Source organism: Acinetobacter sp. YH12023 (genome assembly GCF_013420135.1).
In the GTDB taxonomy this organism is placed as follows: Bacteria; Pseudomonadota; Gammaproteobacteria; order Pseudomonadales; family Moraxellaceae; genus Acinetobacter; species Acinetobacter amyesii.
In genome coordinates this window covers 50,156-64,434 of sequence record NZ_VOYU01000011.1, presented here as the reverse complement: position 1 = coordinate 64,434, position 14,279 = coordinate 50,156, and the positions used below count along the sequence as shown (strand labels likewise).

The window sequence follows — 14,279 nt, the reverse complement described above, 5'->3', positions numbered from 1 at the left end:
CTGATGCTATCAGTCTGGGGCAGCAAAGTCAGTATTAAAACGTAATTAATTATCAGTAAAATCGTTCTATATATGAAATGATGAGTATTATAAAAGCATATTTAAAGAGAATAAGAAACGACCTAATCTAAGCACATCTTTTGAACAGTATTAAAAATAGGTTTCAGTATGTTTAATCCAAATTTGATGGTGAAAAATCTGAGTCAACAGCCGCAAATCAATTCGGTAGTCAGTCTCGTTGCACGTATTTTGATGGCTTATATTTTTATTGTGGCAGGTTGGGGCAAAATTACGGCTTACACTGCAACCGCAGGTTATATGGAGTCAATGGGTGTACCGGCAGGGCTACTTCCGATCACCATTTTAGTTGAGTTGGGTGGTGGCTTAGCTTTATTGTTTGGTTTTCAAGCACGTTTTGCGGCATTGGGTCTAACCGTATTTAGTTTAATCACTGCATTTTTATTCCATGGTGGTGCTGAAGATGGCATTAACTTTATGAAAAACTTGGCGATGTCTGGCGGCTTATTATTTCTCATGCTGCATGGTGCTGGTCAATTTAGTTTTGATCATTGGATTGAAAAATCAAAATAAAGTGGTCATGAGTCCGAGCATCCATCAAAGCGGTGTTCTGCCGCTTTTTTCATGTCTACCGCTGATTGAAAGCGGATGGGTAAAGTCCTGAAATGTGTTGTAAAAAACACCGTTTAGCTTGGGATTTTTGCCCCTGTCCGAATAGTGTGCGAAAGTCCAAGAAAAATGTTAGAATACGGCGCTTATATTCGTTGCCTGCATAGTTGTTTGCCATGACTACCAATACCCAAATTACTGAAGACCGTATCCTGATTTTGGATTTCGGTTCTCAATATAGTCAGCTTATTGCACGTCGTGTACGTGAAGCTGGTGTTTATTCAGAAATGTACGCATTTGATATGTCTGAAGAAGACATTCGTGCATTTAACCCAAACGGGATCATTCTTTCAGGTGGTCCAGAAAGTGTTCATGAAGAAGGTAGTCCGCGCGCACCACAAGTTGTATTTGAACTTGGTGTACCTGTTTTAGGTATTTGCTATGGTCTACAAACCATGTCAGAGCAGCTTGGTGGTAAAGTTGAGCCAGGTACTGTACATGAATTCGGTTATGCAGAAGTTGATATTAAAGTCCGTGATGCTTTAATTGGTGATCTTGAAGATACCAAAGACCAATTAAAAGTATGGATGAGTCATGGCGATAAAGTGACTCAAATTCCTGAAGGTTTCCAAATCACTGCCAGCACACCAAGCTGCCCAGTGGCGATGGTTTCTGATGAAAAACGTCGTTTCTACGGTATCCAATTCCACCCAGAAGTAACTCATACTGCGAAAGGTGCTGAGTTATTGTCTAACTTCGTACATGGCGTATGTGGTTGCCGTAACTTGTGGAACTCAGAAAACATCATCGATCTTCGCGTAGAACAACTTCGTGAGCAAATTGGTGATCAAAAAGTTCTATTGGGTCTTTCAGGCGGCGTCGATTCATCTGTTGTAGCTGCACTTTTACACCGTGCGATTGGCGACCAATTGACTTGCGTATTTGTAGATAACGGTTTACTTCGTTTGAACGAAGGCGAGCAAGTGATGGACATGTTTGCGAAAAACATGGGTATCCGCGTGATTCGTGCTGACGCTGAAAATCGCTTCTTAACAGCACTTGCTGGTGAAGTTGATCCAGAGAAAAAACGTAAAATCATTGGTCGTGAATTCATTGAAGTGTTTGCTGAAGAAGCACGTAAGCTTGACGGTGTGAACTTCCTTGCTCAAGGTACCATTTACCCAGACGTAATTGAATCTGCGGCAAGCAAACAAGGTAAAGCACATGTGATTAAATCACATCACAACGTGGGTGGTTTACCGGAAGATTTAGCATTCGAATTGGTTGAGCCAATCCGTGATTTGTTCAAAGACGAAGTTCGCCGTTTAGGTACAACTCTTGGTCTTCCATTTGAAATGCTTTACCGTCATCCATTCCCAGGCCCGGGTCTAGGTGTACGTATCCTTGGTGAAGTGAAAAAAGAATATGCTGACATCCTTCGTCTAGCAGATGACATCTTCATGCAAGAACTTCGCGCAAGCGGTTGGTATGACAAAACTGCACAAGCATTTGCCGTATTCCAACCTGTGAAATCTGTGGGTGTCGTAGGTGATGGCCGTCGTTATGCATGGGTAATCGCGCTTCGTGCTGTAGAAACGGTGGACTTTATGACTGCACGTTTTGCACACCTTCCTTATGATCTTGTAGACAAGATTTCTACACGTATCATGAACGAGATTGCTGAAGTTTCTCGTGTTGTTTATGACGTATCGTCTAAACCACCTGCTACGATTGAATGGGAGTAAAACTGGGGTTTCACGAAGCACTGCTTCGTGCCAGTTTTACGCCAAGAGCTACGCTCGCGGCAGTGAGGGATTTCAAGAAACAACGTTTCTTGCCTAAATTACGCCGAAAGCTATGCTCGCGGCTATTTAGGGAAACCTAGATATTTCTAATAAAAAAGGACGCCTCGGCGTCCTTTTTTATATCTCAACATTCTATTTATAAACAATTGACCAACTACTATCGCTTTCATTATTCGGTTCAGCTTTAGGCTTCGCTTTATGGGTAAAGCTTTGCCATGACTTTGTCGATTTACGTTCCGGCTTCATGCTTGAATCATAGCGCTCTACACGGTTACGGCCATTTTCTTTTGCCTGATACAGCGCAATATCCGCTTGCTTAATCAGTTCAGTTAAATTTTGCTTATGTGATTTGAGCTGTGAAACACCAATGGAAACGGTAAATTGGATCGGGTGATTTGCGACATTCAGCAATGATTGATTTTGAAGCGTTAAACGAATACGTTCCGCGATCAACATTGCATCCTGTATTTGCGTTTCAGATAGAAGCACAATAAATTCTTCACCACCAAAACGAGCCAAGACATCTTTTTGGCGCATTTCTTTGCGGGTGGTTTCAGCGATACATTGCAGTACCTGATCACCAACATCATGTCCGTAATTATCATTAATATGTTTAAAATGATCGACATCAAACATCAGTAAGCAAGTACTTGCTGGCGTTGGCCATTCATGGATGCGATGCTCAGCCAACTGAACAAACTGACGACGGTTATATAACTGGGTGAGCTCATCTGTATGCGCTAGATTTTTCAGCGTATGCATATTCCAGTCATCAAGCAGGGTACGTAAAAAATGACGACGTGCATTGAGTGTATTGTTCCAACTCATATGCAGGCTGATCATCCAAACAGGAATAGACACCACCACAAAAATCAGTGCTTCTTGCCATGATAAAAGCTGACTCACCGCAAAATATACCAATAGCGAAATGAGGCCTGAACAATACAAGGCTGGCTTAAATTGTGTTTGTACGCAGACATTGGCAATCAAGATAAAGATCGCTGCACCATAGATATAGGACGAGACCATTGGGCTATTTGAAGCCAGTAATAAGCCAATCCAAATCGCGGTGCTACAGACCGTCCCAATCGGTAAGATCATGTCGAGCACACGAATATCTTTTTTGTATTTAAACAGATAAAAGCTGACCAATAGGGCAGCAATAATCATGGCCACTCGAGAAAGACCTGACCAAAAGAACATGTCAGGGATAATAAAAATGTCAGCAAAGAAATAAAGAAGAAATGTAATCTGCGCCATGTAATTCACTTGACGTAAATAAGGTAACTGATGGGCATACTGATGTTGTAGAAAATGATTTCTAAACTGCGTAGGAATACGTGCAAAAGGATCTGCAATGGCTTGTTCAATCTCGGCACGATTGGCAAGATCACACTCAGAAAGTTTCAAAGTATGATTATGATTTTTACGAACTTCCTGAGCAGACGAATTAGTCCGAGAACTCATTCGTACATCAACAGACATGTCCCTTCTCCATAAATGGCTTAGGAAAATTATGAATAAAAAATATACAAAAATATCTACCTGAAACTTGGGATTTTTCGAATGAATGATAAAAAATCGTCTGTTGAATGTTACAAAATATATTATTAACTTGCTGTTTTATAAGTTGATATTTGATTTCTTCCTGCAGATTTTGCTTGGTAAAGTGCCTGATCGGCCATGCGAATTACACTTTGTAAATCTCGGTTTTTTTGACCAAATTCGGCAACACCAATTGAAACGGTAAATTTAAGTTTTTGTAGTGTATCAAGTTCTAAATAATCATCGGCTATTGCCCGTCGTAGACGTTCGGCAATATCTTGAGCCTGACGTAGGTGTGTCTGCGGTAAAAGAATAATAAACTCTTCACCGCCGAAGCGGGCAATGATGTCTTGACTACGTAAGGTATGTCGGCACGTTTCGGCAATTTGTTGTAAAACATGATCACCAATATAGTGCCCAAACTGATCATTAATATTTTTAAATTTGTCGACATCAAAAATCAGTAATGAAAGCGGCTGTAACGGTTTGGACTGATGATGAATATGATAATTGGCAAGTTGAATAAATTGACGTCGATTGTTTAAGCCAGTCAGCACATCGGTATGCGCCATAATATTGAGCGCTTCACGGTTCAACTGATCGAGTTTACTGTGTAAAAATACAATTCTAGATTTTTGCGTTGAATTCCAACTGATATACAAACTAAATAACAACACGGGCGAATAGATCAAGATAAACAGTTGCAGTTGATGGATATTGCCAGAAATGGCGAAATATACCCCAATCAGTAAAATTAGACTGATACATAGAGAAATGAGCACAGCAGCCTTAAAGCGGATTTGCACACATAAATTGGCTAACACAATAAAAACCAAAGATGCATATAAATAGATCGGCACATCGGGGCTATTGGATAAATTGAGTAGGCTAAACCACAGCGCAGAAGCACCAACGATCGATAGGGGAAGCATCAAGTCAAAGAGTAAAATGCTCTTGCTATATGTATAAATGCCCCATGTAATGCCCATCATCAGTAAGGTATAGGCCGTTTTTAAGCCTATCGCGAGCAAGCCCACATCGGGCAACATAAACCAATCCGCTATGGCATAAGAGAGATAGGCCAATTGTGCAACGATGTTGACTTGCAAAAAGAATTTAAAAAGTTGATGACGATGATAGTGGAAAAATTCTTGACGAAATTGAGCAGGAACGCGAACAATGGTTCCTTTCAAGGCTTTTTGAATCAGTGCACGTGATTCTTTCTTATACTCATTGATCATGCAAGATTACCGACGGGTGAGCATGGCTTGTATGTAATTTTATGTAACTCAAATAATCTATACCATTTTTATTAAAAATTAAACACGTTATTTCAAGGATTTGTGAATTATTTGGTATTGTTTGGTCAAAAGTGAGTGTTAATTTATGTTACTTAAATTTACATTTCACGTGATCTGAACAAGTAATTTTGCATTGGGTATTGTCTAAATAAGCATCAATAACTGTTATGCTGTATGTCATATTAGGCAACAAAAAAACGATTGTCCTATCTCTGTGATTCAGCGTATTAATGACAGCTGAAGAAGATTGAGTTAATGCAGATATAATGGAAAAAATGCATAGCTCTAGCCGATAGTCCTTGCATCGGCTTAGCCAAATTTAGGGTAAGAATATGACCAATACTAATTACACAGAAATATCTCATTCCGACGATTGTGAAAAATACGTCAATCAGTTCATTCAAGAATTTCCACTGCGCCGTGCTGAAATTGGTCAAGGCACAGTGATAAAACGTGCTTTACCGAGTCGGCATAAACGGATGATTGGGGCATGGTGTTTCCTTGACCATGCCGGTCCAGTGCATTTTCCTCAAGGTGATGGCTTAGATGTTGGGCCGCATCCACATATTGGTTTGCAAACATTTACATGGATGATTGATGGCACCATGATGCATACCGACAGTTTGGGCACACATCAGTTAATCCAGCCCAAACAAGTCAATCTCATGACAGCGGGTTATGGTATTTCGCATACTGAGGTTGCTCCAGAGTCTGAAACACAAATGCATGCTGCGCAGCTTTGGATTGCATTGCCAGATGACAAAATCAATATGGCGCCCCAGTTTGACCATTACCCAGAGTTGCCTGTGGTGACACAAGACGGGATTGAATTGACGGTATTGGTGGGTGAATTTTTACAGACTAAATCGCCGGTAAAAGTACATAGTGAATTATTGGGGGTCGATCTGCGTAGTTCGGAAAGTCAAAGTACCGTCCTGCCGCTCAATCCAAAATTTGAATATGGCTTTATGGCCCTCGAAGGGACTGCCAGTATCAATGGTCACGAGCTAAATGAAGACAATATGGTGGTACTTGAGCCGGGCTTAACCCAAGTCAAAATTGACCTACATGCAGGTGGCCGTGTTTTATTATTAGGAGGTGAACCTTTTGAATCACCGATTCTGCTGTGGTGGAATTTTGTGGGGCGCACACAAGAAGAATTGAATATTGCCCGTGAGCAGTGGATTAATCAGGACGAACGTTTTGGCTCTATTCCAGACTATGATGGTCCACGACTAGAAGCACCGGCTTTCCCTGATAAAATGCGTCCATCACGTTAACTTAAAAATAAAAATGAACAGCCGTACCTATGGTGAAAATGGTACGGCATAACCATGAGGGAGTCATTATGGGTATCGTCGCAACGGCAACAGTAAACACCTTACAAGCACCGTGGTCAGGTGAAATTCAGAGTGGAAAACATCAACTTATTACCGATAAGCCCGAATCATTTGGCGGCGGGGACTTAGGTTTAGCACCGTATGATTTACTGTGCGCCTCTTTAATCTCATGCACCATGATTACCTTGCGCATGTATGCAGCACATAAACAAATCCAATTGGGTGAGTTTCGTGTCGAGGCAGACTTTTGTGCGAACCGTGAAGGAGCTGAATGGGTTGAGCGACGCCTGCATTTTCAAACGTCCTTGGATGCAGAATTAGAGCAAAAAATCTTGTCCATTTGTGAAAAAACCCCAGTGACAAAAACTTTATTGCGCAGTGTAGACATTAAAACCACTCTAGTTTAATTTAAAAGCAGGTCGCTGCTGTACTGTGCAAAATTTAGTTTTGATATAGCCCTAAGCAGTGATCTGACACTTTTTATGATTTAAGTACTTCAAAATAATAATGGCTTGCCAGAAATAAGAAAATTTTAGACTTCATATAGGAGATGAACCCATGCGGGTGCTACATCATCTAGAAAAATCTCGTTCATTTCGTATTTTATGGGCAATGCAGGAATTAGGACTGGATTATCAGGTTCAGTTTTATCTGCGCCAGCCAAATTTGTCTGCTCCCCCTGAGCTTAAAGCCATCCATCCTTTAGGGAAGTCGCCCATATTGCAGGATGATGGACTGGTCTTGGTAGAATCTGCAGCGATCTTGGAGTATTTACAAGAGAAGTATGATCGGCATGATTTTTTTGCAGCCAAGGCGGAACATTCAAAACAACAATATCGCTTTTGGATGCATTATGCCGAAGGTTCTCTAATGCCGTTGTTGGTGATGCAGTTGGTCATGAGCAATGTGCCACGCCATGTACCTTGGGTCATCAAACCCGTAGCTAATCGCATTTGTGATGGGGTCAAAAAAGGTTTTGTACGACCTCGCTTAAAAGAACATATCGAGTTTTTAGAAAACCATTTAGCGGAAAATGAATATTTTGCGGGACCGTTTAGCTTTGCGGATATTCAGATGACGTTTCCATTAGAAGCCGTCATGACCAGAACTCAAGGGCGATATCCACAAATTCAGGCTTTCTTACAACGGATGCAACAGCGTCCTGCATATCGCCGTGCCAAACAACAAGAACAACAGTTGGAAGCACAGCAAGACCGGCAGGATGATTCTGCTTAGCTCACATGATACAAGCGTTCTTTAGGGAAGACGACTTTAAACAGCGAACCACGGTTTTCTTTGGACTCAATTTCAAGGTGTGCCTGATGTTGCATCAAAACGTGTTTCACGATGGCAAGACCTAAACCTGTTCCTCCCGTTTGGCGACTACGTGCGCTGTCCACACGGTAAAACCGTTCCGTTAAACGGGGTAAGTGTTTCGGGTCAATCCCGATACCCGTATCTTCAACGGTAAAATAACCATGCGTACCATCATCATGCCAACCAATGGTCACAGTACCGCCTTTCGGGGTGTATTTAATTGCATTGGTGATGAGGTTACTAAAGGCACTCGCCAATTCCATATCTGATCCGATCAGGTCACAGTGACTATCAATCTCGAGATTCAGTGTATGTCCATAATCCACATTGTAAGCATGTGCATCGTCATATAGTTGGTTCATTAGGCTGGGCATTTCAATGATTTGATTTTTAGCAACTTTTTTATCATTTTCCAGACGAGATAATAATAACAAGTCATTAACCAAAGCATTCATACGGCGGGTTTGAGACTGCATTTGATCGAATGCGCGTTTCCAGCGTGGATTTAAATCTTCCTGATCGGTAAAGGTTTCGATATAACCACTTAAAACCGTGAGCGGTGTGCGTAACTCATGTGAAATATTATCGACAAAGTCTTTACGCATCTGCTCAAGGTTATGCATGCGCGTGACGTCATAAGCCACCAATAAACGACTTTCGCGACCAAAACGGGTCAATTTGACTTGCACATAATGGTCTTCGAGCACTGATGATTTCATTTTTAAACCATCGGGGGCTAAATCGATATTGGTAAAGTATTCGATAAAACTAGGCTGTCTTAAAATACTTAAAATATTGCGCCCTTGATCGAGCTGTTGAATCCCCAAAAGCTTTTCTGCGGCAGGGTTCCACCATTCGATTTGGTGTAATTCATCAATCAATACCACAGCTTCAGCAAGTGCTACCAAGGAAGATTGAGCGCGGTCAATTAGGCCGACCATTTCAGCTTGTACGATGCGTTCTTGGCGCTGGGCACGGTATACATTAAAGAGCAAAGCCCCCCAAATGCCGTCTAAATTCGGCGGGACATCATAAGGACGGTTTGAAATCCATTCGTTGACCAAGTACAGCGAACGCATTTGCAATGCAAAGAACACTGCAAAGGCAATTAAGATGCAGATCCATAAGTACCCGGTACCAAAGCCGATGAGTGCAGCAATGAGTAGGAAAAATGCCAGCAGTCTCAAATCCTGCTTGGCAAAAGTCCATAAACTGCTGTAACGGAATTTTTTATGTTCACTGGCAAGTTCAGGGACGGGATACGGTTCATACATATAAAATTAAAGACCTAAAATGACTAACCCATTACAGCGTCTGCACGGGTAGAGAAACGGTAACCTGTACCACGAACAGTTTGGACATAACGATCGGCTTGGAAAGGTTCAAGAACTTTACGCAAACGACGAATATGAACGTCAATGGTACGGTCCTCAATATACACGTTTCCACCCCAAACCTGATCTAATAATTGAGCACGGGTATAGGCACGTTCAGGATGAGTCATGAAAAAGGCCAATAGACGATATTCAGTCGGTCCCATATCTAAAATGGTGTTGCCAAAGCTGACACGTTGGCTGACTGGATCGAGGATTAAGCCATTGGCATCAATGGTTTTTTCACCACCCAATGCATTTGAGCGACGCAGCACCGCTTTAATGCGTGACACCAACTCACGGGTGGAAAAGGGTTTGGTCATGTAGTCATCTGCACCCGCGTCCAGACCTTGGACTTTATGGTCTTCTTCGCCGCGCGCAGTGAGCATGATGACTGGAATTTCTGACAAATTTTCATCGCGTTTTAAACGACGACATAGGTCTACACCACTCACGCCGCCAGGCATCATCCAATCTAATAAAATCAGTGCAGGACGCTGATCCACAATCATTTGGTGCGCTTGTTTGGCATCTTCAGCTTGCTGACATTGAAAACCAGCCATATCCAGTGAAGTATGGATCATTTCCCGAATCGGGAGTTCGTCGTCGACGATTAAAATATAGTCATCTTTCACAGCGCAATACCCTATTTTATGTAAACGGTAGACCGTTTTATATTTATGACAGGCTTATTACAAAGATTAATTATGACAGTATCATTGCAAAAATGATCTTTCATTGGGGTTTAGAAAGAAATTGTGACAATTTAAATCCTGAAATATTCAACACCATGGGCTTTGCATCATGCTGTTGTCACAAAAAAATCATTCAAAAAATTGTAAAGATCAGTGTTGAGGACAAAATTTATTTCCTGGGTTTTTCAGAAAAAGCATCCAACAAGGCCAAAAAGACCACGCTACATGACGATAAAACTTCATCAATCGGCTGTTTATAACCACTCATGACCCAGCGAATCGCGATTTGGGTGACATAACCATTGAGACCGGTTGCGACCATTGAAATTTCGCGTTCTGAACGATCAATATTCGGCATCATCAGCATGACAAAGGCATGAATCATACGGTCAAAGCGCATCATGGTTTCATGAATCGTGGCTTGGTTATGTAGCTCTTGTACCAACATAGCATCGATGTAAATGATGCGCGCCATGCGAGGATTATTTTTTAAGGTTAACAATAGGGCGGTTAAGCCCGCTTCAATCATTTTTTTAGAATCGGTAGATGCTTGCATGATGGCTTGCATCACATTTTGTTGCAGTTCATCGATTAATTTTAAAAAGATGGTCTGGAACAGTTGCTCACTTTTCTTAAATGATTCATAAAAATAGCGTTCGGTCAGCTTGGCTTCCAAACAAATATCTTTCACAGTCACTGAAAAAAAGCCATGTGTTCCATAGGCTTCTATACCGGCTTCAATCAGTTTTTCACGTCGCGCTTGCTTACGTTCACTGAGAGAAAGCCCTTTAAATTGACGTTCCTTCACATTTTTTGCCTGTTGTTGTTCTGTGTGATTTGTTGCATCTGTCATGAAAATATACGCTGAACTAAAGCAGAATTTTGTCTTATTTTAGCAATAATTTCAGTTTAAACCTATGTTTAAGCATTGGCGATTTCAACAGCTTAGCACGTCCTAAGATGACATTGACAATATGTATTGTCAAAACTATATTAAGTTGACGAACTGCACACATTGGCAAATGAGATCACGCTGTGATAAAGCCAAGCGGCAGCATAAAGGAATAAGGAATCACAATGAAAAACTTCAAAAATAAAGTGGCTGCCATTACAGGTGCAGGTTCAGGTATTGGTCAGCAATTGGCAGTGCTTTTGGCGAAACAAGGCTGTCATCTGTCTTTAAGCGATGTGAATGAACAGGGTCTAGCGGCAACCGTTGAATTGGTGAAAGCCAGCAATGTACGTGTAACCACGCAAAAACTCGATGTGTCAGACCTTGCAGCAATGAAAGCATGGGCAGCACAGACCGTTAAAGATCATGGTTCCGTGAATATGATTTTTAACAATGCGGGTGTGGCTTTGGGCACGACCGTTGAAGGCGCAAGCTACGAAGAGCTGGAGTGGATTGTCAATATTAACTTCTGGGGTGTGGTTTATGGCACCAAAGAATTTTTACCGTATATCAAGCAAAGTGGTGAAGGTCATATCATCAATATTTCCAGCTTGTTTGGTCTAACTGCACAGCCAACACAGTCGGCATATAATGCCACTAAATTTGCAGTACGTGGCTTTACCGAATCTTTACGCCAAGAATTGGATATTGAAAACTGTGGCGTGAGTGCGCTATGTGTACATCCGGGCGGGATTCGTACCAATATTGCCAATGCCGCAAAAATGAATGACAGCTTGAAAAGTTTAGGCATGAACCCACAAAAATCGGCACAGTCGTTTAATAAATTCTTGCGTTGTCCACCTGAAGAAGCGGCTCGTCAAATCATTGCAGCAGTACAAAAAGATAAGCGCCGTTTATTGATTGGTAATGATGCAAAAGCGATTGATTTAATTCAACGTTTGCTACCGACGGGTTATCAAAAATTAACTGCCATGGCGACTAAATTTGGTCAATAAGCGGTAATTAAAATCAATTGAAAAGAGCCCACGTCAGTGGGTTTTTTTATGCTCTAGTAATATCAGAAGCGCAATTTGATCCAAATAAAAGAACGATACGCGGTAGTGTCATCCGCAATTGTTTGAGACAAGAAGACTTTTAATCAAAAATGTTTTTGCGATCCTTTGAATCATTTGATGGTATTGAACGAGTTTTGTCGGTGAGGTGTATTGCACCGCAAGATGGTTTCCTTGCGAAGCACGCTTCTCATTTTGTCGAATGAGAAACAACGTTTCGTAAGAGTACCTCCAGCCGAAGGCTAATCCCGTTATTCAATCCCTAGATGTAAGACTCCATCGAATAGATTTAAAAATCATTTTAAAAATCCGAAATTACTTTTACAGGCGTAACATCAGTTATTAAAAGCCCAAAGCGTATTTCTTATTTCATAAAATAAGATATAAAAATGGAAATAACTGATGATTTGAAATAAGCAACTGTTGAATAACCAACATTTTTTTGGCGTTAAAACCAACAGAATTTATCAGATTTAAATAATAAAATTTTAAAAAATAAATACTTAAAATGTTGGCACAGTTGTTGCCATATTAGAGTGAACAAAACTCACCACTGTATGGAACATTTATGAGTACTTTTACGCATCGATATCTTTCTGCTTTTCGTGTCCTACAACAGGCATGTTGTTGTGCTATGACACTCGCGATGATGCGCGCTTAAATTCTAAAAGCTGTCTTCGAGTTTCGGTCGTGCATAAGTTGAATAAAACCTACGACCACTCAGATTAATTTTTAAAAAACCCACGCAGTACATTCACTTCATGCACCTTGCATGGGGTTGGGGGATTTTGCGCTTTGGGAAAAATGTTAGTGAAACCAAATCATGAAAAAAACCACATTAACCGTTGCGGTCGGACTGATTTTATCCGCAACCAGTCAGCTGAGTTTTGCATCCGATGAAGCACTTCAGCAAGAACTGAGCAGCTTAAAACAACAAATTGAGAGTTTGCAAAAACGCTTAAATGCCGTGGAATCTGGTGCGACGAAAAGCCAAGTCGTCGAAACGGCCGCGGTGACGACAGACGATACGAGCAACGCCGCTGATGTTGAAGGTGAAACGCAGGTTGCAGAAGTAACCACAGCAACATCCGAAGATATCGACGGCTTACGTGCAGATATTGAAAACTATAAGTACGATCAGTCACGTCAATATGAACGTCAAACCACCAAATCGACCCGTGACACAACCCTGTATGGCACGGTTCAACTACGTGCCAGTGCGCTCGATGAAACGGGTGTGTTGGGTGCAACCAAATCGACATTTGATATTGGGACTGCGCTAATTGGTGTGCGCGGGAATTTATTCCGGGATTATAACGAAGGCAAAAACCTCGATTATCAATTGTCCTTTGGTTATGGCAAACGCAATGATGGCACCAATAACAGTAACTTTAACTTACTAGATGCCTTTGTTCGCTATAACGCTTTTGCCACCAATGCGGGCCCTGAAACTGCCAAACTCAACTTTACGCTCGGTCAGCAGTTATTGCCCTTTGGTCTAGATGTGCAGTCTCCTGAAGATTTGCGTCCGACCATTAGTACCGCTGCAGCTTCGACCTTTTTAGGACTGTTTAACCGTCAAAATGGCTTTATCGTCCGTGGTGATGCCAAACCTTTTGTCGACTTTGCATCGAACTACCGTGCGCCGCTATTTGAGTATGCCTTAGGGGTAACCAATGGGAATGCCAGTAATAAGGCGGATGACAACAACGGCAAAGATTATATCGGTCGTGTGGCTTTTACCTTGCCAGTGGACTACGCCAGCATTTTCCGTGAGTTAAAGTTTGGGGCCTCTTATATCAAAGGCGAATCGAAAATTTCAGCCGGCGGAATCAGTGATGATGCTGCAAAACGTGATCGTTTGGGTTTCGATATTTATTATAACCACGCTCCATTTGGTGTGACCTATGAATATCTGCAAGGCAAGACCGATTATGTCGACACTGTAGCCCAAGACATCAAAGAAGCCAAAGCGGAAGGGCATACTTTTACCGCTTTCTACACCTTGGGCGATCAGTTCTATAACAGTATTAAATCCAATGCCAAATTTGATGATTTCTGGCCAAAGTCAGTCCAAGGCTATTACCGTTTTGACCGCTATAACCCGAATAAAAACAACGCAAGCTATCTCGACACCGCGAGCGGTCGTATTGGTGAATATGACATTCACTCTTTGGGCTTAAATCTGTTTTTTGCGCAAACCACAAAATTCCAATTACAGCTGAATCACTACCTGTTTGATGTCGAAACGGCAAATCAAAAAGACACCAATGAGCTGCAAGCTCAGGTTCAGTACACCTTTTAATTCAAA

Annotated in this window: 12 protein-coding genes; 7 read left to right on the top strand and 5 right to left on the bottom strand. The window is 41.6% G+C overall.

The annotated features are described in order from the left end of the window. Positions 1-168: 168 nt before the first annotated feature. Complete coding sequence (locus FTT92_RS12580) at positions 169-591, top strand: DoxX family protein (protein WP_180172272.1); 423 nt, start codon at positions 169-171, stop codon at positions 589-591. Positions 592-803: 212 nt separating this feature from the next. After that, positions 804-2,372: a glutamine-hydrolyzing GMP synthase gene (guaA, locus tag FTT92_RS12575; protein WP_078194056.1), complete on the top strand. Its 1,569-nt coding sequence runs from the start codon at positions 804-806 to the stop codon at positions 2,370-2,372. 192 nt (positions 2,373-2,564) lie between these two features. Here the strand turns inward: guaA and FTT92_RS12570 are convergent, their stop codons facing one another. Both FTT92_RS12570 and FTT92_RS12565 read right to left on the bottom strand, forming a co-directional pair. Beyond that, positions 2,565-3,899 (bottom strand): GGDEF domain-containing protein, encoded by a 1,335-nt coding sequence (locus tag FTT92_RS12570; protein ID WP_257231716.1) that lies wholly within the window; start codon positions 3,897-3,899, stop codon positions 2,565-2,567. A gap of 143 nt (positions 3,900-4,042) precedes the next feature. Continuing rightward, positions 4,043-5,218, bottom strand: a complete 1,176-nt coding sequence (locus FTT92_RS12565; RefSeq protein WP_180172270.1) for a GGDEF domain-containing protein — start codon at positions 5,216-5,218, stop codon at positions 4,043-4,045. 392 nt (positions 5,219-5,610) lie between these two features. Here FTT92_RS12565 and FTT92_RS12560 point away from each other — a divergent pair, with 392 nt between their 5' ends. From FTT92_RS12560 to FTT92_RS12550, 3 genes are all read left to right on the top strand, one after another. Beyond that, a complete protein-coding gene (locus FTT92_RS12560; protein WP_078194052.1) occupies positions 5,611-6,558 on the top strand; it encodes a pirin family protein in 948 nt (315 codons plus the stop codon). Positions 6,559-6,626: 68 nt separating this feature from the next. After that, entirely contained in the window at positions 6,627-7,025 is a 399-nt protein-coding gene (locus FTT92_RS12555) for an OsmC family protein (protein ID WP_180133304.1), read from the top strand. Between the two features lie 151 nt (positions 7,026-7,176). Continuing rightward, positions 7,177-7,854 carry a glutathione S-transferase family protein gene (locus FTT92_RS12550; RefSeq protein WP_180035124.1) on the top strand — a complete coding sequence of 226 codons (678 nt, stop codon included), beginning with the start codon at positions 7,177-7,179 and terminating at the stop codon, positions 7,852-7,854. On the opposite strand, the gene phoR is transcribed toward FTT92_RS12550, so the two are convergent. The 3 genes from phoR to FTT92_RS12535 form a co-directional block, all read right to left on the bottom strand. Then, complete coding sequence (phoR, locus tag FTT92_RS12545) at positions 7,851-9,209, bottom strand: phosphate regulon sensor histidine kinase PhoR (protein ID WP_180107659.1); 1,359 nt, start codon at positions 9,207-9,209, stop codon at positions 7,851-7,853. The genes FTT92_RS12550 and phoR overlap by 4 nt on opposite strands. Positions 9,210-9,232: 23 nt before the next feature. After that, complete coding sequence (gene phoB, locus FTT92_RS12540; protein WP_078194048.1) at positions 9,233-9,943, bottom strand: phosphate regulon transcriptional regulator PhoB; 711 nt, start codon at positions 9,941-9,943, stop codon at positions 9,233-9,235. Between the two features lie 229 nt (positions 9,944-10,172). After that, positions 10,173-10,856, bottom strand: a complete 684-nt coding sequence (locus FTT92_RS12535; protein WP_111885789.1) for a TetR/AcrR family transcriptional regulator — start codon at positions 10,854-10,856, stop codon at positions 10,173-10,175. 224 nt (positions 10,857-11,080) lie between these two features. Here FTT92_RS12535 and FTT92_RS12530 point away from each other — a divergent pair, with 224 nt between their 5' ends. Further along, on the top strand, positions 11,081-11,911 hold the full coding sequence (locus tag FTT92_RS12530; RefSeq protein ID WP_180010800.1) for an SDR family oxidoreductase: 831 nt from the start codon (positions 11,081-11,083) through the stop codon (positions 11,909-11,911). A gap of 880 nt (positions 11,912-12,791) precedes the next feature. Then, on the top strand, positions 12,792-14,273 hold the full coding sequence (locus FTT92_RS12525; protein ID WP_180172269.1) for a carbohydrate porin: 1,482 nt from the start codon (positions 12,792-12,794) through the stop codon (positions 14,271-14,273). Positions 14,274-14,279 lie beyond the last annotated feature (6 nt).